Source organism: Paenibacillus sp. VTT E-133291, from assembly GCF_002264395.1.
In the GTDB taxonomy this organism is placed as follows: Bacteria; Bacillota; Bacilli; order Paenibacillales; family Paenibacillaceae; genus Paenibacillus_AQ; species Paenibacillus_AQ nitricinens.
This window is the reverse complement of record NZ_NFVA01000002.1, coordinates 133,833-159,346: the sequence shown is the minus strand read 5'-3', so window position 1 is coordinate 159,346 and position 25,514 is coordinate 133,833. Positions and strand designations below refer to the sequence as shown.

The window sequence follows — 25,514 nt, the reverse complement described above, 5'->3', positions numbered from 1 at the left end:
TCCCACCGGCTCATATCAGCTTCACTAATATACTGATTAGTTGGGCTGCGGGCACAATCAGGAGCTGAGCAAATATAGTACCTAGAAATCGTGAACCCATCAATACCACATATATTTTTCCTAGCTGATCACGGTATTCTACATTTTCAGTGGCTTTATGGGTAATAAGACCAAGCTGTGGGTCGATAAATATGGTCAGCAGTATAGTCGCCATTCCATTAATCAATCCAGAGGCTTGAGAAGCAGTCGTGCTATATTGAGGCATTAGATGAGCAGCATACAAAGATGAAATGACCCCTACGGTGTAAAAGGCTGTAACAAAAACATTCATAACAATAAAACGTTTAGGAATCCCCAAGTATCTGAAGTTATATAGATTCACTTTTGGTTTTCTTATGTATTTTCTAGTATTTTTTAACTGCCCGATCGTTACGCTCGTAAGCAGCTTGGGAATAGAACCTTCAATTTCAAGCTTTGAGATGATTCTCCCAAACAAGCCTACGAAGGTTGGAAAAATAGCAATGGCTATTAATGTCCCTAATGAAGAAGCTAATAATATAATTCTCAGGTAATTAAGTAGTGGGAAATCAGAATGTATTTTGGCATAATCTACGAATTTAGCCGTCAGTGGAGCTTGAATCATGTTTGCAGTTCTTGACACGAGAACAATAATGCCTGTCAAAGACAAAGCAATAGCTATCTTGTTCAGCTTCACCCCGGCGTATCTTACCGAATAAGATAACGTTTCTGCTGTATGAATAATCATTGTAAGCAAGCATACTACAATCAAGCTATTTACCATTTGTAGGTTCATCTCCATTGAGAACTATTTATCTATTCGGTGCAGTTTTGAGCGAAAGTATTGATCCAGTCCGTAAGAAAGCGTAATTCCAACGGTATATCGTACAAGGTCAATCCATAGGAATCCCTTTCCGAGAATCAACCCACCGGGTACGGTAGCACGGATGTTGCTGATCCACTCTGCTTGATACAGTTGGCTAAATTCTATGCCGAAGCTAAACATCAGGCTCCACATAAAAGCGATCCACAGCTTCCGGTTCACTAGCAGAACGCGAAACATAAAGTAAACCATACTGCCCCACAGCGCGTCTCCAAAATGTCTCGTTACAAACAAGGGTAGCTGTTCCGAGAATGCTCTAGAGCATAACCCCAGTACAATAACAATTAGGCAGATGCATCCATAAATAACACTTTCTTTTAAAGCCTTGACTCTCATTTCCATCCTCTATCCTGCGTCTGACTTGAAGTTTATGCTTGCTATAATATTTATCATCACGATATAAAACGGATAAATAATCATGGCCCCTATTATGATTAACCCTGTTACTGGTACTGGTTTATCCGCAGCTTCTGTAATCGGGAACCATGCTGCGAATAAATTAATGAACAGAATCAAATATGGATACCACAGGATCGTAGTGAAATACTTGGATTTTTTACCTTTCAAATATTTTTTTGTCAGCCAAACAAACCCAATAGAACAAAATATAAATAACACAAATATGAAGATAAGCTCTAAGTTATTTACTTTATCCAGCTCCAAGCCAGAAATTCTACTAATACGATAAATATTCACTAGTAGCTCTATTACGACAAACAACATAAAGGCATAAAGTACGCTTAACGAATTAAGCTTAATAAAATATTTCATTTACTCAGTACTTCGGGGTTCCACATTCGTTCCACACTAGTAAGCTCTAATTCATCAAATTCCAGCCTATAAATATCCGGTTTCGAAGTCTGCTCAAAGAACTCATAACCATAATCTTTATTGAAGTAATTCAGGATAATGGTCATGATATTCCCGTGGGTACCTAGTGCAATTTTGCCGCCTTTATTTTGCTGGATCAATTGCTTCATGATGGGGATCGCACGCTCTTGCGCTTCCTGAGTACTCTCTCCATTCGGCATTTTATATTCTAAGTCTGTGAATGATGTCCGGATCGCCTGAAGAAATTCTTGTTCACTGATCTCGATCTCCATGCTTGCTATGGCTCTTTCTCTAAATTCCTCATACAACTCAATTTCTTGCTCCGAAGCTTCAGCCAAATATTTAATGGTATCTATCGCTCGTCTATAAGGACTGGAGACAAAATGTGTGATCTCTTCCTCCGCCAACAGTTCTTTAATTCTAAATGCGTCCTCATGACCTTTATCAGATAATCCTCGTTCTCTCTCATCCCCAAGCACAAAAGGTGATACGGCGTGTCTAATCATATAAATAAAAGTCTTCATGAATTACTCCTCTCCAGCTCATTCAAATATCGTCTTTGTCACTTCGCGGTCTTTCTTGAAAATCTCCACTGGATAGGGAATGGCCATCTCGGGCAGCTCACTCTCTTTAAAGAATTTAAATTCTTCGACTTCTCCATCCATTGCTCTCAGCGTTCCACGGATGATAGAACACTCAAATACGATGACTGTATATTCCACCTGATCTCCATTGTTATATTCGTATCTATATTTCCCTCCGCCAAAAACCCCAAGAATGGTAGTAGGATGCACCATTAATCCAGTCTCTTCATATACTTCTCTGCGCAAAGTTCTTCCCGGTCGTTCGCCTGGCTCGATGGCGCCTGCTGGCAATCCCCACAAGGACTCTTCAGGTTTTCGAATAAACAGAATTTCATCTTCTTTATTTCTTATTACTGCAGCTACGGAAGGCATCATTAATAACTCTGAACCCACTTTTCCTCGGATCTCCTGATAATACTCAGACATCGGCACGTTATTCATCCACCCTCTCACACTGTTTTATAGAACATCATCCATTTTCCTCCGGCTTCCCAAAAATCCACATTATGTATATATTAGACATCTCTGTGATGGAATCCTTTAGATTCGGCAATATGCTTAGCGCAGAACAAAAAAAAGCTTCCGAACGGCTCAATACTTTCTGAGGTCCGGAAGCAGTTACAATGAGGTGAGACTTTGAGCTTAATGTTTCCCTTTGTAGCCGGCAAGCTGTACGATCATGATGACAAGAACAAGCAATGAAATGAGCTGGTCAATACTCATCTGCGTCCGCCTCCAATCCCAAATGAAGGATGGCTCTTCGGACGGCATTTCCTCTCCCAAGGACACTGCTTCGTTCCCCTTATACACACTATGTAACATGAGTTCCAATTATTACTTCCACATCATCTAGTTGATCTTCGCCGAACACTTTAAAGCCATTTTTGGACAAGACGTCCTTCCTCATACCACTTCAAGAAATGAGCATCCAGACACGGCACATCACCATTATACAAAACTGATATGTTTGTGCTTCATATACAAAAGAATGCTTATGTTGTTCATATAGACATCATTAATCTTGATATTGGGGGGTCTTCTCACTTCTATACCGACTCCAGCAAGTCCACAATAAATCAGCCATAAGATAGAGTCCCACGAAAGGATAAATAATTCCCCAAACGTTATGGACTTGTGAATATAAAAGCTCCATGAACGGCTGAATCCCAAATACACAAGCTACCGATAGCGCCCACCAATATAGGGAGAATCGAAGGCAAATATGCCCTTGCAGTTGATAAGACATCCCTGAGTAATCCCACCATTGCTTTTGAAAGACAGTCTTCAGCAACCAACCACTTACATATTCAACAGCTGAAGGAACGACTAACGCAAGCAGGAGGAAAATTGGGAAAGGCAGGGTTAAGTCTCTGGCAAACAGTAGAAGCAGTGGTGCAAATCCATACATTGGTTTAAAAGGACCTTTTAGAAAGCCTTCTTTGCGAAAGCTTCCATTACTATATAAGTTATATGTACCCTCCAATACCCAGCCTAAAAAAGAGTAGATCATAAAATAAAAGAAATATTGGCCCGCCACTGCCATCGCAGGTTCTCCGCTTGAAGAAAATATAGAAGTCATCATGCTTATACACCGCTCCTAGTTGTCATTATTTTCTTAAATATCCATCCGGCCCTATTATGCCTTAATCCTTCAGGAGATATGCGCAACAAAAAAGACATAACCCATAGGTTATGCCTTCATTACAAAATATAAGGAGTAAAGTGGATTCTCTAGCCTTCCACGCTTATGGTTTAAGTTGTTCTTCAGGATTCTGAGCCGGGATCAGCGACTGATCGTCGTATTGTTTCTTTAACGTATCCATTGTAAGCTCACTTCTTACGCCAAAGTTTGAACCATATTTTTTCTCAGAGTTACCTGCTAGAGCCTCGCCACGTTTTTGCCGATATCGGCTGTTCTCGTTCCGACTACGCATTTCATTTCCTCCCTGCAACAAGAATGGCTGAGATCTGTGGAATTAGCGAAAAGCAACGACGAACTTGGATAAAATACTCTGATGAGGTTGTACTTGATTCCATTATACAATAATTACTAAAACGATCTCAAGAAAAAACAGACTGTCCGATGAAGGACAGCCTGTCTTCCGAATCATTTAGTCTAAATCGTTAGGAAGCGGATCAGGATGAGAGGACTCTGCAGGCTTGGCTACCCAATCGTCTGCTTCTGGCTCGATGTCCACGCCATTCTCCATCTTCTTAATTTCAGCTAATGAATCGCCGTCTTTATTTTCCTTGTTGCGGATTTCCGCTTCATCTTGAGAATAATCTGACATGTGAAATCCTCCTCAGGTGCTTTGCTTTATTTGTTCCTTAGTTATAGTTACCCGATGGAGTGTTTTGCAAACATAGTTATGATGATTGAATTTAAGGGTACATGATCCAAGCTACCACCGGACCGATACATGAACCGACAATAGCACAGACGGTCATCGCTACGGAGCTCATTGAAACTGACTGTTCTCCATATTCCAGTGCCTTTGCAGTTCCAAGTGCATGAGAACCCGTTCCTAACCCGATCCCAATCCCAACTTCGCTTCGAATCTTAAACAGCTTAATAATGAGAGGACCGCCAATCGCACCTGTAAATCCGGCAATCATTACAAATACGGAGGTTAGCGAGGAGTCCCCGCCTAAACCATTCGAGATCTGTATCGCTACAGGTGTGGTGATCGACTTTGGCAATATGGACAAAACATATATTTTAGAGAATCCTAGCCCTGCCGCCAAAAGCAAACCACTAAACATCCCTATTAACAAACCTACAATAGCGCCCCCTAGGATCGCCGGAAAATTCTCAACTAACACATTACGTTGTTTATATAATGGATAGGCTAGCGCCACTACAGCAGGTCCCAGTAGCTGATTAATCCACTGACCGCCTATCATATATGTATCATACGGAATATGAAAGTATAGAAGTAGTGCTACAACAAGGGCTGTGGCTGTTAGCGCGGGAATAAGAACAGGAAACCGAAAACGTCTATATACCACGGACATCAATAAATAAATTGCAACATTAAGCAGGACAATTCCTGTCGCGATAAAAAACATTATATTTCCTTCCCCTTTTCGCTTAAGCTCTTGCTGTTCCAGCCCGCCTTACTCTTGTCTTTCAAGGTTGAAAGCCATTGACTGGTATGTGCTGCGACTGCAATAGTGAGCACGCTGCTAACGATAAGAATCAAGATTAACAGCAAACCTCTCCCACTAAAAATATCCATATGCTTCACGATCCCAGCCGTCGCTGGAATAAAAAATAACGGAAGATAAGCTAATATTGTTGTTGCACCCTCTTCAATCCACTTCACTGGTACAACCTTGAATAGCAATAAAACAAAGAGCAGAAGTAATCCGACGATACTCCCAGAAACAGGAAGATGCAGCTGCTTTTGCAGGAAGTCTCCAGCCAAGTAGAACAAATAAAGCAGGAACACTTGGATAATTATGCGAATGATTTTCATGATGCAGGATCCCTTCATTATTAAATTAACTCGATAAAGCTTAAAATGGGTCACCTCAATAAGAGTATCAGAGTTTTCATGAAAATTTCAATTACTTTTCGAATCTTGTAAGAATTAAACAAAAATAACCTGTATGATCTCCGGAACGCCGGAGACTTTACAGGTTAGTTATTTTCGTTATGCTGCTCTAAATTGAAATCCCAGCTTATTTAAACCCACTGAATGACTTGCTCTGCGCTTTGTCGTGTTTTTCCACGCGGTTCATTCAAACGATATCCAAAGGCTACCATGCAGGAGATTCCAAAATGTTCGGCCTCCATAATCCCCTCTTCGGTAAGAATCTGCTCTAGCTTCGCCTTATCGAAACCTTCCATTGGGCAAGAATCGATTCCGATTAAAGCGGCTGATGTCATCATATTACCAAGGGCTATATAAGTCTGCCGGCAGCTCCATTCGAACATTGCCCGCTCATTCTCCATCAATCCGAAATCAACCTTCAGGAACTTATCGTACATATTACCTTTCCCTTCCATCACTTCTGGAGGCAGCGCCTGGACATGCTCCATCATCCCTCTAATATAGTCGGAATCAGCAGACATATCTTTAGGAAGACGGGAGAGAATCAATACAAAGTGACTTGCAGTTGGCAATTGCTTTTGTGCTCCCCAGGCATGAGTTCGTAATTTCTCGCGTATTTCCGGACTTTGTACTACGACAAAACGCCAAGGCTCAAATCCGAATGAACTTGGTGACAGACGTCCTGTTTCCAGAATAAACTGAAAGTCTGACTCACTAATTTTCTTATGACTATCAAATTCTTTAGTTGCATGTCTGAATTGGTAGGCAGACAGGATTTCATTTTTGTTTAATGATAAAGTACCCATATTTAACACTCCTTTTGTTTGCTTAGAACCAACGACCCATTTGACTGTTTGCCGTTCTCATGCATAATATTAGAATATATATCACTTCTTTAAAAGTACGCACATTAATGTTATGTAGTATACAAAATGATACTGTGGGAGTTGAACGGCTATGCGTGATCGAAAAGGTGGATTCGGAGATCACCCAGAAAGCAATAAGGAAGCTTGCCCTGTGGAATTTACGCTCGATGTTATAGGAGGAAAATGGAAGGGGATCCTCATCTATCACTTGATGGATGGAACGAAACGCTTTAACGAATTTCGACGGATATGCCCAGGAATCACTCAACGCATGTTAACCTTGCAGCTTAGAGAGCTGGAAGAAGATGGAGTTGTTCACCGTGAGGTCTACCATCAGGTTCCCCCGAAAGTCGAATACTCGTTAACTGAATTTGGCAAGACGCTGACCCCTATTATTAAACTCATGAAAGACTGGGGAGAGGTTTACAAAACAAAACAGCTTTCCGCAGAAAGCTGTCCAGAAGGTATGGATATTACGGTGTAGCTCAAAGCTGCACCTTCTATTTTTCAAAAAATGCTTCAGCCTTTTCCTTATGTTCATCCTTAACCTGACCTGAGATCGCTTTGATTCCTGCTGCAATAATTGCAGCATCATCCGTAAATCCAAGTCCGAGAATCGCATCCGGTATCGCATCAATCGGGGAGATGAAATAAGCCAACGCTCCGAAGGCAATTCCTTTTGCCCATAAAGGGGTCTTTGCGTCGACTGCGCAATAATACATCGCAATAGCATCTTTAGTAAATGGGATCTTGCCTGCGAACTTTTTAGTTTTTGTCCAAAAATTCCGCGTCACCATCTCCTCGTTCTCTTTACTGTATGGAAACTTCTCTGCTGTGAGTTCCGTGGTGATCTTATCATCATCTTTCTTCATTAGAATTTCCCTCCGCAAGGTTCATATGAAGTTCATACAGTCAGTATGCCCTCAGCTATTATTTATATCTTTAAGATAAACTATAGCTCGTTCTATGAAACTTACACAATATCATTTAATTTCTTTGATTTTATTCAAATCACTGCTGCATAACGCTTCAAGATTCTTAAAGATTCGCTCGGCATCCCAATCCCACCACTTAAGCGCTTCTAAATATTCGATCAGTTCGTCATCAAAACGTTGTCTAATTACTTTACATGGATTTCCTCCAGCGACACTATAAGCCGGGATATCTTTCACAACTGTTGAATTGGCCGCGATGACGGCTCCATTTCCAATATGTATACCCGGCATAACCGTAACATTCTGTCCAATCCACACATCGTTGCCGATCACCGTATCTCCCTTTATGGGTAGATCTGATAGTTCTGGAACCGCATGCTCCCAGCCATTAGACATGATATTAAAAGGGTAGGTCGTAACGGAATTCATTCGATGGTTCGCACCATTCATGATAAATTCAATACCTGTAGCAATCGCGCAGAATTTCCCAATAATAAGCTTATCCCCAATAAAATCATAGTGATGAGTCACATGCTCCTCAAACTTTTCCGCACCGTCTATATCATCATAATACGTATAATCGCCAACCGTAATATTGTTTCTTGTAATCACATTTTTGATATAACAGATGCTTTTGATCTGTTCATTCGGATAGAGCGCATTCGGATCGGGTCCATATTTCTCCATAATAAAGCCTCTCTCTCTTTTTTTGATAAAACATACCAGAGATCAAAGATCTTTTCAAATAAGTACGAATCATGAACATAAAAAGCGGCTACCGTGTGGTAACCGCCATTACAAGTACTTTATCGCTTTGATAAAACATCTACTTCGTATTGCTTCACATCGCTCAGCCAGCTTTCTCGGACAGGCACACCATTCGTCGCACAATAATAATCCCAAATAGCTCCGAATGGATAAGATTTCAATTCCTCTACCAGTGCAAGTCTAGTAGTATAATCTCCATCCAGTTCAATTTGCTTCAATAGCTCTATCGGTTCCAGCATCGCACGTAGCAGGGCTTTGATTGTGTTACGTGTTCCGATCACCCAAGCGGCAATGTGATTAATACTTCCGTCAAAGAAATCAAGTCCAATATGAGTTCTTTCTAGGAATTGACCTCTAACTAGTTCACGAGCAATCTCCAGCAGTTCATCATCCATAGTTACCACATGATCACTGTCCCAGCGTACTGGACGGCTAACATGCAGCAACAATTGATCACCAAACATCAGCCAAGAGGATAATTTATTCGAGATAGTCTCGGTTGGGTGGAAATGCCCAGCATCGAAGCATACCGCTTTGCCCCGGCTTAGTGCATAACCCATATAAAATTCATGCGAACCTACCACATAACTTTCCGAGCCAATTCCGAACAGCTTACTTTCTACAGCATCAATGTTATATTGCTGATCGATCTCCTCGCTGAAGATCTCGTCCAGTGATTGCTGAAGTCGCACTCTCGGTGACAGACGGTCGATCGGTGTATCTTTATATCCATCTGGAACCCAGAAGTTGGTTACACAAGGCTGACCCAGTGCCTGACCGAAAGATTCGGAGATTCGGCGTGAAGCCTTGCAATGAGCAATCCAGAAGTTGCGGATTTCAGGATCCGAGTGACTTAGTGTGAAGCCATCATTAGCTTTTTCATGAGAGAAGCAAGTGGGATTGAAATCTAATCCTAGTCCCTGCTCCTTAGCCCATTTCACCCATCTTTCAAAATGCTTAGGCTCTAACGCATCAAGATCTACTGTTTCTTCCGTATCGGCATAAATAGCATGTAAATTAACTTTATGACGTCCTGGGATAAGTGCTAGTGCTTGCTCCAAATCACGGCGCAGTTCCTCCGGATTTCTAGCTCGCCCCGGGTAACTGCCCGTGACCGCGATCCCGCCACTTAGTTCCTCTTCCTTATTCAGGAAGCCCTTTACATCGTCTCCTTGCCAGCAGTGCAATGAAATTTTGATTGCTGCAAGCTGCTCTAATACTTTATCTACGTCAATGCCGTGCAGTTCGTAGAGCTTTTTCGCCTCATTATAGCTCGTCTGAATGCTCCTTAAGCTTTCTGTATTCTGCTCCATGCTTGAGCCTCCTGTTATTGTCTTTGTGATTTCATTTAGGGGGATTTTTGCTCCACTTTGGCACGTTTTCCGCTTTTTGCGCCCGATGAGAGGGATTTATACCCCTTTTTCACTCACTTTCCGCTTTTCACTCCCAATGTGGGGTATTTTCGCCCTTCTCCGCTCACCCGCAGCTATTTCACCAAATCAAAGTTACTCTTAAACGACCTGCAGCCGAGCAAACTCAGCCAATGCCGCGGTTTTTAGGGAAGCCTCCATCTCATGTGGAATGTAGATTGTTACATCAAATGAACGATATATAATTTCTCTTGCTTCTTTAATGTTTGCGACCGTACCCACGCTGATCATTTGCATAACTACATTACCTAATGCGGTGGATTCCGTTGGACCAGCGTAAATCTCCATCGCTAGCAAATCCGCCGCAACTTGGCATAGCAAACCATTATTCGCCCCTCCGCCTACAATGTGCAGACGCTCCCACTTCTCGCCGGTTAATAGCTGAAGATCCTGAACATAGAAATAGTAAGAAAGAGCAAGACTGTCAAACACACATCTGGCAATCTCCCCTGGTGTCTTTGGTACCAACTGTCCGACTTCCGCACAATTGCCCTGTATCTCGCTGATCATGTTGGATGGATTCATGAATCGTTCATCATTGCAGTAGATGATGGATCTAAAAGGAATCTCTTGCTCTGCCAGCTCCACCAGTTCGCCGAAGCTGTATTGACCACCATATTCCTCACGAACCTTTTGGATCAGCCACATCCCCATAATGTTCTTAAGAAAACGGAACGATCCGAAGGCTCCCCATTCATTTGTATAATTGCGCTCCATCGCTTCTGGACTTGTGATAGCTGAAGCTCGTTCCACCCCGATGAGTGACCAAGTACCACTACTGAGAAATCCCCATTTGTCGCTACTTGCAGGAACGCCTAGTACAGCTGATGCTGTATCATGAGTGGCAACTGCTATGAACTTACAATCTGGAAGATCACCGCGTGCCGCCAGGTCATCAGTCAATCCGCCAATTTGTTCCCCAGGTTCCGTTAAGGGGGGAAATTGCTCTTTTGAAAGACCAAGCAGTGCCAGTAAATCAGTATCATAATCCCGAGTTTGCAGATTCAGCAGTCCCGTGGTTGAAGCATTCGTGACTTCACTAATTCTGCGTCCCGTAAGCCGATAATAGAGATAATCAGGGACCAGCAGGATTGAATGTGCTGCTTCAAGATCTGCCTGATCATGCACAAACAGCTGGTACAACGTATTAATCGGGAGAACTTGTATCCCCGTCTTGCCGTAAACGCTTACAGTTGATATATTACGATGTAGGCTTTGTACCGCTCTATCTGTTCTGGAATCACGATAAGAAAAAACTTCATGAATTCGTGTACCCTTCTGATCCAGAAGTACGTAATCCACGGCCCAAGTGTCAATTCCGACGGTACACTGCTCAATTCCTTTTGACTTCGCCTTCTGCAAGCCTTTTACTATTTCAGCAAATAAATAATCGACGTCCCAATAAAGATTACCATTCTTCTCAGAGAACCCATTACTAAAACGGTGGATTTCTGTTAATGATAAGTTTCCTTCCGGTTCTTGCAAGGTTCCGCAAACGACTCTCCCACTAGAGGCTCCAATATCAATAGCAATATGATTCTGACCCTGTTTATGCGCCCCAGCATTCATTCTTAAACAACACTCCTTATCTCCTCATCAACCTACCAGCAAGGCGAATACGATTCCCGGGCCATGCACACCTATCGTCAGATCATTCTCAATATCCGCTGAACGGCTGGGTCCAGAGATAAAGTGAATACCTGCGGGGAGACCCGATTGTCCCGCTTCATCAAAATCAATAAGCACCTCACCCAGACGAGTCTTCAGCCGTTCGAGCGGAATGATGGCAATTAATGCGGTGGGCAAAAGGCTGACAGAGCGCCCTTTATCCGCAGAAGATAACACTGTAATTGAGCCTGTATAAGCAACTGCATAATCCGCGAGCACAATCCCAATATCAGCTTCCGCCGCCCTAGCTTTCCATGCTTCTTGCATATCCGTATTCCAGACAGATACCCGCGTATTTTCAAGCTCCTCTTCTAATCGAAGTGCCGCAAGCTCAGCTGCATTTTGCCGAAGAATATAACGGGCGAGCATCTCACTCGCTTTATTGACGATAAAAGCTTTAGCTTCATCCATCGTTGCCACGCGAAACACATGTCCACCTGCACTTTGAAAATTCGCAGTAAATTGATCGATGCGTTCTTCTGGACTCCACTGGAATTCTTGCCAATAATCTGGAGCGCCGCGAAAAGGATGTGCAGGAGCCGTAGTCGTTCTTGGATGCTTCAAGCGACGAGCGATATCGTTCATGAATACCTGCTGTTTCTCACGAGAATCATGGTCCATACGCTCCAGCCATTCTATGTGCGTTTCTTCAGTCATATCCGGGCTCTCCTTTCAGCTCTTCACGCTTTCGCTTCGCTAATAAATCTTCCATCCGTTTCTGTATCGACGGGTCCATCTCGCGAATATTATTGTCTAACTCCTCCTGCAGCCCTTTCCAGCTCTCGCGGAAGGATTCATCCGCCAGCTTCGGAGCGATCCGATAGTTATTCCAGCCTTTCAGCGGCCCAAACTTAGACGGAATTCCGCCGTCTCTCACAAGCAGCTTTTGTCCGATTCTGCCTACTTTCATCACATTACTGAATCGCTGTGACTTCGCCATAATCGCACCAAAGCCTTTCATGCCAAGACCTTCCGCTTTGTCTCCGTAACCTCGCTCTACCTTACGCCGACGTAAATAGATAAGCATATCATGCAGAGGGATTTTGACTGGACAAGCTTCATAACACGCACCGCACAGACTTGATGCACCCGCGATATCATCCCATTGATCTACATTTTTGTTCAGCGCTGGGGTCAACACCGCTCCGATCGGTCCACTATAAGTCCCACCATAGGCATGACCGCCAATATGACGGTAGACAGGGCAGGCATTCAGACAGGCTCCACAGCGGATGCAGTTCAGTAGCTCCTGAAATTCTGGATCGCCTAGCTGCTCAGATCGACCATTATCAAGGATAATAATATGCTGCTCTTCCGGCCCGTCCCCGTCATCCTTCCTACGGGGTCCCGAAATACCGGACATATACACTGTTAGCTTCTGGCCAGTTGCTGAACGAGGCAATAACGTAGCCATCACCTCAAGGTCGCTCCAGGAAGGAATAATCCGCTCCATCCCCATCAAAGTGATTTGCGTCTTCGGCAAGGTGGTGACCATACGAGCATTGCCCTCATTCTCGAATAGCACCATGGAACCTGTCTCTGCAATCGCAAAATTGCATCCCGTCATCCCAATATCCGCTTCGAGGAACTTCTCCCGTAGCTTGCGCCGTACAAATCCTGCAAGGATTGTAGTCTCAGGCAAAAGCTCCTCCCCTGCCTCCTTGGACAACAGTTCAGCAATCTGATAGCGGTTTTTATGGATGGCTGGGATAATGATATGAGACGGGGTTTCTCCGGCAAGCTGGATAATATATTCGCCAAGATCTGTCTCAATCGTCTCCACGTCAATGGATTCAAGCGCCGTATTCAAATGCAGCTCCTCAGTCACCATCGATTTTGATTTGACCACGGAAGCCGCTTGTTTCCGCTGCGCAATCTCTAAAGCAATCTTCACTGCCTCTTCACCCGTTGCCGCAAAATGAATATGCGTGCCATTCGCTCTTGCATTGTCCGCAAATAGATTTAAGTAATAATCCAGATGAGCGATTGTATGCAGGCGAATTTGTCGCCCACGTTCGCGCCATTCTTCCCAGTGCCCATGATCGTTCGCCGCTTTCTGTTTCCCGTCACGCAGTCTTTCCGTAGTAAAGCGAACCGCCTTGCGTAAAAAATCATTATTCAGCGCCAAATCTGCACGCTGTTTTACCGTAGCTGGCTTCACCTTATTCGATTCCGATTTAGTCTGAGCGGCATTCTGACTCATTGTCCACTCACCCCCTCATACAGTAGCTCTGCTAAATGCATGACTCGGACCGGTTTGTGGCGATAACGCAAATTCCCAGCAATGTTCATGAGACAGCCCATATCCAGACCTGTTAAGACTTCGGCTTCCGACTCCAGCACATGATCTGACTTCTCGGTAACCATCGCCCCGGAGATATCAGACATCTTCACGGCAAAGGTTCCGCCAAACCCACAACAGTCCTCAGCAAAAGGTAGTGGTACTAGCTCCATCGCCTTCACATTCTGCATAAGTAACATAGGCTCATCACGAATCCCCAGAATCCGAGTGCCATGACAGGAAGGATGATAGGTAACTTTATGCGGAAATACTGCCCCTAGATCCGTGACGTCAAGCACCTGTACCATAAACTGGCTGAACTCATAGGATTTACGCTGCAAATTCTGCGCCTTGACCAAATTAACCGGATCATCCTGAAACAGTTTCGGGTAATGATGAAGCATCCCGGTGCAAGACCCGGAAGGAGCAATGACAAAGTCACTGTCTTCGAAAGCCTGCAAAATCGTAAGCGCAGCTTGACGTGCCTCATTCCAATAGCCACTATTGTACGCAGGCTGTCCGCAGCAGGTCTGCACTTCGGGAAAATCCAGCTGCACGCCATATCTGGCTAGCAGACGTGCCATTGCTTCTCCGACCTTTGGGTACACAGCATCACTGATGCAAGTAATAAACATCGATACCTTCATGTCTTCACCTCCTGCAACACTATTATCTACACGGTTGTTATTGCGATGTTCAGCTCCTGTAGCTGCTTTAGCTGTTCTGTGGCAGGGCTGTAATCCGTTATTACAACATCCAGTTCACTAGTCGTGGCAACATGTGTGAACGCTTGAATTCCGAATTTGCTGGAGTCACAAAGTAGGATCACCTGCTCCGCAATAGAAATCATCTTTCGCTTTACCATCGCTTGCAGCTCATTCGATTCACTGGCGCCGCGTTCGAGATGAAATCCTTTGCAGGAAAAAAACATTTTATCCACGTGATACAACTCAAGCGAACGCTCGGCTAAATGACCAACAAAGGACATCGATCTGCGGCTCAGCTGACCGCCAGTTGAGATCACATCTATTCGTTCCTTCCCACTTAACTCCGCAGCTACCTTAATAGAATTAGTCAGTACAGTTAGTGGCATATCCGGCAAATGTGAGGCCATATACCATGCAGTTGTGCTAGCATCCAGCAAAATTCGATCTCCCGGCTTTATCATCAGCACTGCTTCACGAGCAATCTGCTGCTTCTCCGCTGCGTTCATAATTTCACGTTCAGCATAGGGCGTCTCTGGCTGACGATCACGCAGACTGACTGCACCGCCGTGCGAGCGTAGCAGCCTCCCCGCCTTTTCCAAGCGATCAAGATCACGGCGGATGGTCTCCTCCGTCACTTGGCATAATGTACTCAGTTCCGAGACACGAATGCTGCCACGTTCATTCACTAGTTCTACGATTCTTTCATATCTGTCTGCAATCAGCATGGCTTCCCTCCGTTATATCTATCTATATTCCATCTTCCACTTATCTAGTAAAAGCTGCCGGCACTCCACCATCAATCGTCAGCATGCAGCCCGTCGTCTTCTCTGACTTGGATGAAGCGAAAAAGGCAACGCCTTCAGCAATATCACGAGGATAAATATTTACAAGCAGTGTTGTACGTTTACGATAATGTTCCTCTAGTTGATCCGGTTCAATCCCGTAAGCAGCCGCCCGTTCATTCCGCCAGTTCGAATTCCAAATCGCTGAGCCTTGTAGAATGGCATCCGGCAAAATGGTATTGGCGCGAATACCGAACTCTCCACCTTCAGCTGCAATACAGCGAGCCAAATGTGCTTCTAGTGCTTTGGCAGAACTGTAAGCCGATACGCTCTTTCCAGCAAATATGGAGTTCTTAGAACCAATAAATACCATGCTACCGCCGATTTTTTGCTCCTTCATCACCTTGAAGGCTTCGCGTGCAACGAGGAAATAACCAGTTCCTAGCACGGAAATGTTCAAGTTCCACTCTTTTAATGAAGTCTCATCAAAAGGACTGGAAGTCGCAAGCCCAGCATTGTTAACAATAATATCTACTCCGCCATAAATAAGTGCTGTTTCCGCATAAGCTGCGGTAACTTGCTCCTCCTGCGTTACATCCATTTTAACAGCGAACGCACGATTCTCACCGTATTTATCGTTAATCTCCTCGGCAATTTTCTGAGCACCCTCCAGATTGAGATCTGCCAGCACAACATGCGCCCCTTCGGACACTAGACGACGAGCAGTTTCGCTCCCGATTCCTCCAGCTCCACCAGTAATAAACGCAACCTTACGCGAGAATTCTGCTTCTGCTGGTGCCAGCGATAATTTATATAATTCCAAAGGCCAATATTCCACATTGTATGATTCGTTCTCACTTAGAGAGACGAAATCTCCCAGTGCGGTAGCTCCGCGCATAACAGCAATCGCCCGGTGATACAAGGCACCGCTAATTTTGGAGTTGCTCCAGCTTTTGCCCGTATTAATCATTCCCACTCCGGGAATCAGAATCACACGCGGTGCGGCTTCGAACATTACATCTCCCTCATGCTTATTGCGATCGAAGTACGCTTTATACTGCTCTTTGTATGTGATAATCGCTTCGTTCAGCTTCGTCTTCAAACCATCAATATCACTGGCATTTGGTTCCCAATTCACAAATAGTGGCAGCATTTTGGTATGTACCAAATGATCCGGACAGGCTGCACCTACACTGGATAATTTCTCCGAGTTAACTCCACCTACAAAACGCAGGACATCCTCTGCATCATCGAAGGTCAGTATCATTTTACGTTCATCACTAACTGCGCCTCTGATCAACGGCATTACAGCCGCCGCGACAGCCCGCCGCTCTTTTTCCGGAAGCGCTTCCGCTTTGCGGCCCCCGAACAGGTTCTCATCTTCAATTCTATCTTCGATGTAACGCTCAGCTTCATTTATGATAGAGATCGTCTTAGCGTAACAAGCTTCCGGCGTATCTCCCCAAGTTACCAGACCATGCTTCTCCATCAACACCAATTCTGCTTGTGGATTAGCAAGTACGCCCTCAGCAATCATTTTGGATAAAGTGAAACCTGGACGGATGTAAGGCACCCATACGAAACGGTCTCCATAAATTTCCCGCGCAATATCCTTACCGTTATGAGCACAGCATAAGCTGATAATCGCATCTGGATGCGTATGATCTACATGTTTGAATGGTAAAAAAGCATGAAGCAGCGTCTCAATAGAAGCACGTGGATGCTTAGGATCAATCATACAGTTCGCGAGGTAGGCCACCATTTCCTCATCAGGCATTTCCTCCCGCTCGAACAAAGGAGCAATATCCTGAAGCCGCAATCCTGTAAAATTCCCTGCTTTCATTGTAGCTAGGTCAGATCCGCTACCTTTTACCCACATGACCTCAACCTCACGACCACGGAAATCTATTTCTATCGTTTTGCTAGAGGTATTCCCTCCTCCAAAATTGCAGACCCTGCGGTCTTCGCCCAGCAGATTGGAGCGGAACACTAATGCATCCAATCCCCCGTTTATTTCCGTTTCCCGAGATGAATCCCATAAGTTTTGTACCATTTGCGAATACCTCCGTTTTTGAATGTTTATTTTTTTGTTTATTTTTCTTTGTTTTGATTTTAATCTATTTGTTTGTGTTTGAATAGAGCGTTTTCAACAAAATTTAAAATTTATTTCACATTTTAGACGAATCTCCATGGCGTGCACTGCAAGTTTTTTTGTAAAAGACAAAAAAGAGCTGCCCATTAGCAACTCCATCAGCAACTCCTTATCCCGCTATTCATCACGCCAGCTTATAGACTAACCCAGTAGTTACATTTTCCATCCTCAATGCCGGTTAATATTCCTTTATTCGCTTCAATAACCTTTCTCGAAGATACGTTGTTCGGCTCACAAGTCAGCATGACCTCATTAATCCCCCTATCCGCAGCTCTTTTTAGCAGCTCTGCTAACATCATTGTGCCATAACCCTTTCCTCGTTCACTCGGTCTGATGCTATACCCGATATGTCCACCTGACTTTCTTAATTGATCATTTAAGGCATGTCTTAGTTTGCCAACACCAACAGGATAAGAGTCAATCACTAACCAATAGTTGGTTTGTGGGACATAGTTTGGTAGAAGATTATCACCTCGTGAAAGAGCTATCCGCCCCCTGATGAAATCAGGAAATTCACTGTAAACCATATCAAAACCATTGTTAACGAAACCATTCTCTCCCGGACCGATCTCCGCAATCATCTCAAAAATATCACGATCATCTGATAAACTCGCTTCCTTTAGTTCAATTAGCATCCTTAGCGCCCCCTCGAACATCATAAATAACTTTCCATATCCTAAAATTTACCGCAAAAGAGAACCTTCCGCATTATTTAATTGCATATTCTACAACTAAAAATTAATTTCAACGTTCGCGCCTAGTGGTAAGTGTACTTTGTGCAACTAATCCCCTCCAATCTAGCAATATCCGCTAATTTCCAGAGATATAGTTGTACAGAGTGCATCTATATCGCTTTTATGCGCGTAAAGTGGCTATTTAGTTGTACGAAATGCACGTATCAGGCTTCGGGATGGATGTTAGCATCAAAAATCAAAAATTCTGTGTGCCGACTCACCTCCCACCTTCTTTTTCACAGTAATGTTTCTATTTCTTTCTCCCCCTTGCGAACTCTCGTAGTATACTAATTGGAATAAGATATATATTCTTTATTTTGGATATGGAGGTCTGTGATGGTAAATAGCTTTAAGAATACCAAGGCGCAAGAACGAGTGTGGCAATCCTATCAGCAGCTTGTTGAGCAGTGGCCCACTCCACTTGAGGAAATCGATATTCCTACCTCATATGGACTGACACATTGCATCCTTGCTGGTCAAAAGATTAATCCACCTTTACTCCTGTTCCATGGTGTTGGCGATAACTCGGCGGTCATGTGGATCTTAAACATCGAGGAATTATCGAAGCATTTTTATTGCATTGCTATTGATACTTTAGGCGGACCTGGTAAAAGCATACCTAATGAGCATTTTAACAAACAGAATTTTGAGCAAGTGGCATGGATTAACGAAATAGCGACACATCTGAGGGTTGAAGTCTTTAATCTCGCGGGTGTGTCCAATGGCGCCTATATTGCTTTTAATTATGCGACCAAGCAACCGGACAAAGTGAACCGTGTCGTTTGTTTGGAGGGTGGAATGGTTAATGCACCGATTAAAGCCATGATCCAAACCTTAATGATGATGTTCCCGGAGATTCTGATTCCAACGGATCGCAATTTACTGAAAGTTCTGAAGAAGTTAAGCGCCCCTAACTCCCCTTTATTTGACAACCATCCAGTATTAGCTGCTCATCTGATCCTTTTAATGCGCACTCATAATCAGCAAGCTATGTTTGTGCATAAGCTTCATCCGTATGATCAAAACGCCGCAGTCGCAGTTAGAGACAAGCTCTATTTTCTAGTTGGAGAACACGCGCTAAAGCAATCGAAGGATTTCATAAATATTTTAGAAGCTGGAAAGTTCTATTACCAAGTCATCCCCCATGCGGGACACGGCATTAATCACGAGCAACCGGATAGAATAAACACTGAGATCATCAATTTCCTGACAAACGATAAGGATAAATCACTTGCATCCAGATGAAAGCGCTACTATTATGTTTGTAATTACACATACCTATCTTAGATAAGGAGATGATTACCATCAGATACGGAACATTAGCGCATACATTTGGTTGTTTACCCCTCAAATCGTTGACAGCAACGCTTCAGAATTATGATATCGATTTTGTTCAACTTGCTTTATCCAAAGCTATTCAGGACATCAACACCTCCACAGGTAAATTAAGTCCAGGCCTCGCAAACTATATTGGTGAACAATTTGAAAGAGCAGGTATACGTATCGGCGCGTTAGGCTGTTACATCAATCCCATTCATCCAGATCCTGTTATCCGGAGATTAGAAATAGATCGCTTCAAAGAACATCTTCGGTATGCCCGCCAATTCGGCGCCCCAATGGTGGCTACGGAGACGGGCGCTCTGACTACTTTCCAAGCACAAGACCCGCTCCATTACGAAGATATCGGCTGGGATATTTTAAGGGAAACTGTACAAGAGCTTGCGGAGGAAGCTGAAAAATGGGGTGTTTTTCTGGGATTGGAGGGTGTCTGCACACATACTCTTTCTACACCAGACAAGATGCGCCGCATCTTAGATGAAATTCCCTCAGGCAATATTGGTGTAGTCTTGGATCCATGCAATTTTATTGGTGACGCTGTAGATATGCAGGATCAAATTGTTGATGACGCCTTCAGGTTGTTCGGGGATCGGATCATTTTGGCGCATTTAAAAGACATCTATCAAGATGGAGAGAGAACTTACCACGGTAAGGCTGGTGGAGGGCATTTCCATACTGAAGCTTTCCTGAGCAAACTCCAGCAATTTAAGCCCATGATCGACGTATCTTTAGAAGATATAACGAACCTCGAGATTAATGAGACCGTTGCTTTACTAAAGAATATCGCTCTTATGGAAAAATAATGATTTTTAAACTAGATAAATGGTACCTTTCTAAGCGAGTTGAATAAAATAAGAAACAGAACGATTGAGTAACTTCGTTTGACGATTAAGCCCTAACTTGGAAGGGACGGGATTACCGATGAGATTCACATTCCCTATTCTGACCTTATCACATGGTGGAGCTCAACGCATGCTGGTAGAACTCACCAATGGGCTGACAGCTATGGGGCATCAGGTTACTATCCTCATGCCTGTGGATGGTGTTGTTTCCTATGATGTCCGCTCCACCTTAATCCGCTCCACACATATGTCGCCTAAAGAACAGGACTATCCCCCAGGCGATGTTATTGTTTCTAATTTCCATACAACAGTCCCTACCTCTCAAGCAGCTAGCAATCAAGGAAAAGGAATTCATGTAAGATTATCATTATGTTATGAACCCCCCTTTTTACCAGATAGCTCGCTGTCTTTCCCTTCTTATCATGTCACAGAGCATCTAATTGTTTTATCGCATTGGCAGCAGGATCTGATTCGTTTAAATCATGGGATCACAGGAAAAATCGTGCCCATTGGCATTAGCTCATCCTTCAAGAATATGAATATCCGTTACAGTCTTCAGGAGCCTTTAAACATAACAGCAATATTAAGAAAAGCAGAACGTGGTTTCTCATGGCACCGTGAGCAAGACTATCTTATAGAGCAACTGGATCATGTGAAAAATCAATGTCCCCATGTAAATATTAACTTTATCAGTCCGCCCGACGAGTTCAATACTTCAGAAGTTCTCCAAAGAATGAAAGCTACTGGCAAATATCGATTCTTCACGCCAGCGAATGATGAAGAGCTCTGTTACCATTACAACGGTGCAGATATCTTTGTTAGTTCTAGTATTTTTGATACGGGTTCTTTGCCGGGGCTTGAAGCCATGCGGTGTGGCGTAGCACTGGTCTGTGTTTATTCAGGTGGAAATATGGAATACGCAAATCACGAGAAGAACTGCCTGCTCTCCTATCGGTACGAGAATCGGCTTGGTGAAGATGTCATCCGCCTAATCCGAGACCCAAACTTAAGAACTAAATTGGCCGCACAAGGTGAAAGATCTTCCCACAAATGGACATGGGCAAATAGTGTCAGGTTATTTGAGCAAGCGGTTAGGGACTTCTTGTTAAAAACTAGACGATCTTAAAAATAGTGAAGGCTACTCTCTCTTACGATAGTTGCCTGGGGAGACGCCATAACGTTCCCGAAATACCCTGTGGAAATAGGTGTAGCTTCCAAACCCCGTCTCCTCTGCTATTCGCTCTAAGGTATAATTGGTGTTGTCCATTAATCGAAGAGCCATAGCAAGCCGAATTTGCCCAGCATATTGCATAATAGAGTAGCCGAATTGAATTTTGAATACATGTACGGCCCTCGTTACACTAATTCCTGCATGGGCAGCTACATCCTTTAATCTGATCTCTGATGTAGCATGCTCCTCTACATAACTCTTCATCTTAAGCCCGTGTAGCAGTGAGGCTGATGATGATGCAGGTGCTTCTTCCATAGCCCGATCTAACAGCAGGCATAGCGCTTTAAACAGCGCCTCAAGTATTTCAGGGCTCCCCCCATCTAATCTTCTATTCTCCAGATCAAGCTGTTGCCATATACTTTGCAGTTTGCCGTCATCCGCAATTCTAACCTTCTTCGGTCTTTCGCGCAGGTTCCACCACTGATCCACCCATTCCCCTGTACACATTACAAAATAGTCCACACTATGTCCCAGCTTACTCTTCTTTTCGCCGATTCTCAGATCATATATATCTTGAGGCTTAAATAATAACAGATCACCAGGCACCACGGTTACCATGTCTCCATCGATCAGTACTTCACACTCTCCTTCTGCTTGCAGCCTTATGATATAGGTATCCAGCCCACTGCGATATAATTGCCGAAAAGGCTGAGTATGGCGAATAAAGCCGCATAGGCTTATTTGGACACTATTAGTTTCCATAGCATTCACTCCTCTTCCCTAAGTAGTCGATGACCAGATTGTTGAGGTTCTTAGCCATATTGTTTCTTCAAAGAACAGTGAATCTCCTTCTATAATAAAGACAGAATTTATATGTACAGGAGGTTACCAACCACTATGAGTAAAATTGTTCGCGTCATTCAAACAGCAAAAGAAACTACCGACCGACTAACAGAAAAAGACCCTCTGATCTTCCTCCCCGATACGTCAGGCGTCGAATCAGAGCTCATCAATATTTATGATGATTTGGAGTATCAGGAAATGGAAGGTTTCGGTGGTGCACTTACCGAGGCTTCTGCTGTTACCATCGCTAAACTAAGTGAAGCTAAACAGAAAGAAATCATCGACGCTTATTTTGATCCTAAGGATGGTATTGGATTTACCCTTTGCCGTTCGCATATCCAAAGCTGTGACTTCTCACTGGGCAACTACGCGTATGTAGAAGAAGGCGATGCAGAGCTCCGTTCGTTCGATATTTCCAGAGATCAAGAGTCAATTATCCCCCTAATCAAAAATGCTGCAGCAGCTGTTGGCGAAGATTTCCGTTTGTTCTCTTCTCCTTGGAGTCCACCAGCTTTTATGAAAACGAACGGTCAAATGAACGGTGGTGGAGCTCTTAAGCCTGAATACCGTGAGGCTTGGGCCAACATGTTCGTAAAATATATTCAGGCTTACGCTGCGGAAGGCATCGATATTTGGGCCGTTAGTGTTCAGAACGAAGCAAAGGCTGTACAAATATGGGATTCTTGCCTTTATACTGCCGAAGAAGAAAAAGATTTTGTTCGTGATTACTTGGGACCAGCCTTGGAACAAGCCGGTTTGGCTCATGTAAAGGTTATGATCTGGGATCATAACAAGGAGCGCGTGTATGACCGTGCCAAGGTTGCCTTTGAAGATCAAGAAGCTTCCAAATACATTTGGGGAATTTGCTTCCACTGGTACTCCGGCGATCACTTCGAAGCCCTATCGGCCGTTCATGATCGCTTCCCAGACAAGAAGTTGTTCTTCAGCGAAGGCTGCCAAGAAGGTGGCGTTCATCTCGGCTCATGGAACACAGGCGAACGTTACGGCCATGATATCATTGGCAATCTGAACAATTGGATGTCATGCTGGACAGACTGGAATATTGTGTTGGACGAGCAAGGTGGACCTAACCATGTGGGTAACTTCTGCGATGCTCCAATTATCGGGGATACGAAAAACGATGAAATAATATTTGAGAGCTCCTTCTATTACATCGGACATTTCAGTAAATATATTCGCCCAGGTGCTAAACGAATTGGACATTCCAAATATACAGATAAGCTTGAAACTACAGCTTTCCGTAATCCAGATGGTACTATTGCTGTTATCGTTATGAACCGCACGGAACAAGAGCTTCCTTTCAGCCTGCGCTTCCATAACAGCTTGGCTGAGAACATGATACCGGCTCATGCTATTCAAACCCTGCTCATTAAATAGAAATTTCGAAAGCTAAAAACACAGCATGTCTCTGAGGGATTGGAGACTTGCTGTGTTTTGTTTTAGTCGAAATAGACCTTGGAAAGGTTCTTATTCTACATTCACATAACGACTGTAAGCATCGGTACGAATTTTAACCAGCTTCTCCAGTCCCATTCCCCGCAGCTGTTTCACATAATCAGCCCAGCCCTCGTCAATTTTACCTGTAATTATAAACTGAGCACGCATTGTATTGACGTAACTATCGATGTCCGTAGTCAAAGCCGGTAGCATCTGAAACTCTTCAGCGGTGTACATTACATCAGGGAAAGGCGGCGTTGTATAATCACTTCCCAGCTTGTCGAGCTGCAGCTTCAGTCCATCTCCGGTTTTTGGGTTAAGCAAGATGGATTTCTCAAACACTGGACTGACATATTTCGGCCCGAAATCCCGGAGTGATTGATCCCAATACCAGGCATCAGCACTGGTACCCATCGGTGGGTCCATTAATGTATAGGAACCATTGACATTTTTCTCAATAACGGTGTCTATCGCTCCCCAGAAATTTTGAATGCTTGCTTCATTGGTATAGAACTGGTCAGCCCAGCGGGCAGCAATCTCTGGATATTTACAAGAAGTAGAAATAAGCAGCTCGTTGCGCTCCAGATTCATTCCATGCGGATTTCCTATGGTATAGCGCTTACCCTCCGGTCCTGCAATCGGGGGAATCGTGATATATTGATCACTCCATTTACCAAACACGGCATCTGGCGTCCACTGATACGAGAATCCTACAATAGGAGCATCCGGATTAAGAAACTTGGCTGATCTCATCGTTTCATCTTGGGTGAATAACTCTTTATCAAGCAACCCGTCAACAAATAATTTATGCTCCCATTTGAGCCCTTCTTTGTATGCCTCTGAAACAGGGTAATATACAGCATTTCCGTCTTGGACAACCATAAAGTTATTGTTCAGATCCGTAATTCCAAAGGGACTGATGAGATCATTACTTACTTCAATAACAGGTATCTCATCCAGTCTTCCATTCCCATTAGGGTCACGTTCTTTAAAAGCTTTTAGCACGTTGTATAGATCATCAATCGTACCCGGAACCTTCAATCCCAATTTATCCAGCCAGGTTTTGTTAATCACGGGTTGGCGCGAGCTTTTAGGGCGTAAAGGTAATCTTGCAGGCAAAGAGTAGATTTTCCCATCCGGAAAAGTACTGATTTTTTTCAATTCAGGTTCTTCCTGCATGGCTGCTTTGAGGTTAGGCATATACATTTCGATATAGTCATCAAGCGGCCTGAATAAGCTTAAATTATTGACGATATCTGAATCTCCGAAGGTCTCACTCCCTAAAATGATATCTGGAAGTGTCCCGCTTGCCAGCAAAATAGACTTACGTTCACTCCAATCATTAGCAGACATCACCTGCCATTCGATTTTGACATTCGTATTTTTTTCCAAATCCTTCAGCCATTGATTCTGGATAAAGTTATCTCCCATGCTTCCCCACCGAACCGTTAGAACCTTCAGCGTCATGGGCTTATCCACGATTGGCAAACCTTCTTTATGAAATTGACCCGGATCAGATTCAACAGAGTTTACCCCTTTATCCCCTTTACAGGCTGAAAGGCCAGCAAGTAATGTTGTCACTAAAAGAATGACGGTGATTGTTCTATTGATACTGTTTTTGGGTTGCTTTTTCATTACGGTCTTGCTCCCTCACAAATGTTAGTAG

At 43.8% G+C, this 25,514-nt stretch carries 29 protein-coding genes; 5 read left to right on the top strand and 24 right to left on the bottom strand.

The window, feature by feature from the left end:
• Positions 1-10: 10 nt before the first annotated feature.
• The 12 genes from CA598_RS01870 to CA598_RS01815 all read right to left on the bottom strand — a co-directional run bounded on the left by CA598_RS01870 (position 11) and on the right by CA598_RS01815 (position 6,679).
• On the bottom strand, positions 11-802 hold the full coding sequence (locus CA598_RS01870; protein WP_094870132.1) for a lipid II flippase Amj family protein: 792 nt from the start codon (positions 800-802) through the stop codon (positions 11-13).
• 24 nt (positions 803-826) lie between these two features.
• Positions 827-1,237, bottom strand: coding sequence for a ribosomal maturation YjgA family protein (locus tag CA598_RS01865; protein WP_256990311.1), 411 nt, complete (start codon positions 1,235-1,237; stop codon positions 827-829).
• A gap of 9 nt (positions 1,238-1,246) precedes the next feature.
• A complete protein-coding gene (locus tag CA598_RS01860) occupies positions 1,247-1,672 on the bottom strand; it encodes a hypothetical protein (protein WP_094875124.1) in 426 nt (141 codons plus the stop codon).
• Positions 1,669-2,256: a histidine phosphatase family protein gene (locus CA598_RS01855; RefSeq protein ID WP_094875123.1), complete on the bottom strand. Its 588-nt coding sequence runs from the start codon at positions 2,254-2,256 to the stop codon at positions 1,669-1,671. Before CA598_RS01855 ends, CA598_RS01860 begins: the two co-directional genes overlap by 4 nt.
• 18 nt (positions 2,257-2,274) lie before the next feature.
• Positions 2,275-2,748 (bottom strand): NUDIX domain-containing protein, encoded by a 474-nt coding sequence (locus CA598_RS01850; protein ID WP_094870182.1) that lies wholly within the window; start codon positions 2,746-2,748, stop codon positions 2,275-2,277.
• Positions 2,749-2,958: 210 nt separating this feature from the next.
• Complete coding sequence (locus CA598_RS32095; protein ID WP_156113097.1) at positions 2,959-3,105, bottom strand: hypothetical protein; 147 nt, start codon at positions 3,103-3,105, stop codon at positions 2,959-2,961.
• A 226-nt stretch (positions 3,106-3,331) separates the two neighbouring features.
• Positions 3,332-3,898, bottom strand: a complete 567-nt coding sequence (locus CA598_RS01840) for a putative ABC transporter permease (RefSeq protein ID WP_256990310.1) — start codon at positions 3,896-3,898, stop codon at positions 3,332-3,334.
• Positions 3,899-4,061: 163 nt separating this feature from the next.
• Positions 4,062-4,250, bottom strand: a complete 189-nt coding sequence (locus CA598_RS01835; RefSeq protein WP_094870136.1) for a hypothetical protein — start codon at positions 4,248-4,250, stop codon at positions 4,062-4,064.
• A gap of 177 nt (positions 4,251-4,427) precedes the next feature.
• Positions 4,428-4,607: a hypothetical protein gene (locus CA598_RS01830; protein ID WP_042126589.1), complete on the bottom strand. Its 180-nt coding sequence runs from the start codon at positions 4,605-4,607 to the stop codon at positions 4,428-4,430.
• Positions 4,608-4,698: 91 nt separating this feature from the next.
• The gene (locus CA598_RS01825; protein WP_094870137.1) at positions 4,699-5,385 is read right to left on the bottom strand and encodes an LrgB family protein; all 687 of its coding nucleotides are present in this window, start codon (positions 5,383-5,385) and stop codon (positions 4,699-4,701) included.
• On the bottom strand, positions 5,385-5,795 hold the full coding sequence (locus tag CA598_RS01820) for a CidA/LrgA family holin-like protein (RefSeq protein WP_094870138.1): 411 nt from the start codon (positions 5,793-5,795) through the stop codon (positions 5,385-5,387). Before CA598_RS01820 ends, CA598_RS01825 begins: the two co-directional genes overlap by 1 nt.
• Positions 5,796-6,004: 209 nt before the next feature.
• Positions 6,005-6,679 (bottom strand): NAD(P)H-dependent oxidoreductase, encoded by a 675-nt coding sequence (locus CA598_RS01815; protein WP_094875121.1) that lies wholly within the window; start codon positions 6,677-6,679, stop codon positions 6,005-6,007.
• 151 nt (positions 6,680-6,830) lie between these two features.
• Here CA598_RS01815 and CA598_RS01810 point away from each other — a divergent pair, with 151 nt between their 5' ends.
• Positions 6,831-7,223 carry a winged helix-turn-helix transcriptional regulator gene (locus CA598_RS01810; protein WP_094870140.1) on the top strand — a complete coding sequence of 131 codons (393 nt, stop codon included), beginning with the start codon at positions 6,831-6,833 and terminating at the stop codon, positions 7,221-7,223.
• 16 nt (positions 7,224-7,239) lie between these two features.
• Here CA598_RS01810 and CA598_RS01805 read toward each other — a convergent pair whose 3' ends face one another.
• The 10 genes from CA598_RS01805 to CA598_RS01760 all read right to left on the bottom strand — a co-directional run bounded on the left by CA598_RS01805 (position 7,240) and on the right by CA598_RS01760 (position 18,097).
• Positions 7,240-7,611: a YkvA family protein gene (locus tag CA598_RS01805; RefSeq protein WP_094875120.1), complete on the bottom strand. Its 372-nt coding sequence runs from the start codon at positions 7,609-7,611 to the stop codon at positions 7,240-7,242.
• Positions 7,612-7,722: 111 nt separating this feature from the next.
• Positions 7,723-8,361, bottom strand: a complete 639-nt coding sequence (locus tag CA598_RS01800) for a Vat family streptogramin A O-acetyltransferase (protein WP_094875119.1) — start codon at positions 8,359-8,361, stop codon at positions 7,723-7,725.
• 119 nt (positions 8,362-8,480) lie between these two features.
• A complete protein-coding gene (rhaA, locus tag CA598_RS01795) occupies positions 8,481-9,755 on the bottom strand; it encodes an L-rhamnose isomerase (protein ID WP_094875118.1) in 1,275 nt (424 codons plus the stop codon).
• Positions 9,756-9,953: 198 nt separating this feature from the next.
• Positions 9,954-11,441, bottom strand: coding sequence for a rhamnulokinase (gene rhaB, locus CA598_RS01790; protein WP_094875117.1), 1,488 nt, complete (start codon positions 11,439-11,441; stop codon positions 9,954-9,956).
• Positions 11,442-11,468: 27 nt separating this feature from the next.
• On the bottom strand, positions 11,469-12,197 hold the full coding sequence (locus tag CA598_RS01785) for a LutC/YkgG family protein (protein ID WP_094875116.1): 729 nt from the start codon (positions 12,195-12,197) through the stop codon (positions 11,469-11,471).
• Positions 12,190-13,743: a LutB/LldF family L-lactate oxidation iron-sulfur protein gene (locus CA598_RS01780; protein ID WP_094875115.1), complete on the bottom strand. Its 1,554-nt coding sequence runs from the start codon at positions 13,741-13,743 to the stop codon at positions 12,190-12,192. Before CA598_RS01780 ends, CA598_RS01785 begins: the two co-directional genes overlap by 8 nt.
• The gene (locus CA598_RS01775; RefSeq protein WP_094870147.1) at positions 13,740-14,468 is read right to left on the bottom strand and encodes a (Fe-S)-binding protein; all 729 of its coding nucleotides are present in this window, start codon (positions 14,466-14,468) and stop codon (positions 13,740-13,742) included. The genes CA598_RS01780 and CA598_RS01775 overlap by 4 nt, the downstream gene beginning before the upstream one ends.
• Before the next feature lie 26 nt (positions 14,469-14,494).
• Positions 14,495-15,253 carry a DeoR/GlpR family DNA-binding transcription regulator gene (locus tag CA598_RS01770; RefSeq protein ID WP_094870148.1) on the bottom strand — a complete coding sequence of 253 codons (759 nt, stop codon included), beginning with the start codon at positions 15,251-15,253 and terminating at the stop codon, positions 14,495-14,497.
• A 40-nt stretch (positions 15,254-15,293) separates the two neighbouring features.
• Positions 15,294-17,363, bottom strand: a complete 2,070-nt coding sequence (locus CA598_RS01765; protein WP_094875114.1) for a bifunctional aldolase/short-chain dehydrogenase — start codon at positions 17,361-17,363, stop codon at positions 15,294-15,296.
• Positions 17,364-17,596: 233 nt separating this feature from the next.
• A complete protein-coding gene (locus tag CA598_RS01760; RefSeq protein WP_094875113.1) occupies positions 17,597-18,097 on the bottom strand; it encodes a GNAT family N-acetyltransferase in 501 nt (166 codons plus the stop codon).
• A gap of 435 nt (positions 18,098-18,532) precedes the next feature.
• Between CA598_RS01760 and CA598_RS01755 the strand changes: the two genes are divergently transcribed.
• From CA598_RS01755 to CA598_RS01745, 3 genes are all read left to right on the top strand, one after another.
• The gene (locus CA598_RS01755) at positions 18,533-19,441 is read left to right on the top strand and encodes an alpha/beta fold hydrolase (protein ID WP_094875112.1); all 909 of its coding nucleotides are present in this window, start codon (positions 18,533-18,535) and stop codon (positions 19,439-19,441) included.
• 50 nt (positions 19,442-19,491) lie between these two features.
• Positions 19,492-20,337, top strand: a complete 846-nt coding sequence (locus tag CA598_RS01750; RefSeq protein ID WP_094875111.1) for a sugar phosphate isomerase/epimerase family protein — start codon at positions 19,492-19,494, stop codon at positions 20,335-20,337.
• Between the two features lie 118 nt (positions 20,338-20,455).
• The gene (locus tag CA598_RS01745; RefSeq protein ID WP_094875110.1) at positions 20,456-21,502 is read left to right on the top strand and encodes a glycosyltransferase family 4 protein; all 1,047 of its coding nucleotides are present in this window, start codon (positions 20,456-20,458) and stop codon (positions 21,500-21,502) included.
• Positions 21,503-21,514: 12 nt separating this feature from the next.
• On the opposite strand, the gene CA598_RS01740 is transcribed toward CA598_RS01745, so the two are convergent.
• Positions 21,515-22,309, bottom strand: coding sequence for an AraC family transcriptional regulator (locus CA598_RS01740; RefSeq protein WP_094870154.1), 795 nt, complete (start codon positions 22,307-22,309; stop codon positions 21,515-21,517).
• A 135-nt stretch (positions 22,310-22,444) separates the two neighbouring features.
• Between CA598_RS01740 and CA598_RS01735 the strand changes: the two genes are divergently transcribed.
• Positions 22,445-23,788, top strand: a complete 1,344-nt coding sequence (locus CA598_RS01735) for a glycoside hydrolase family 30 protein (RefSeq protein ID WP_094870155.1) — start codon at positions 22,445-22,447, stop codon at positions 23,786-23,788.
• A 90-nt stretch (positions 23,789-23,878) separates the two neighbouring features.
• On the opposite strand, the gene CA598_RS01730 is transcribed toward CA598_RS01735, so the two are convergent.
• Positions 23,879-25,483, bottom strand: coding sequence for an extracellular solute-binding protein (locus CA598_RS01730; RefSeq protein WP_094875109.1), 1,605 nt, complete (start codon positions 25,481-25,483; stop codon positions 23,879-23,881).
• Positions 25,484-25,514 lie beyond the last annotated feature (31 nt).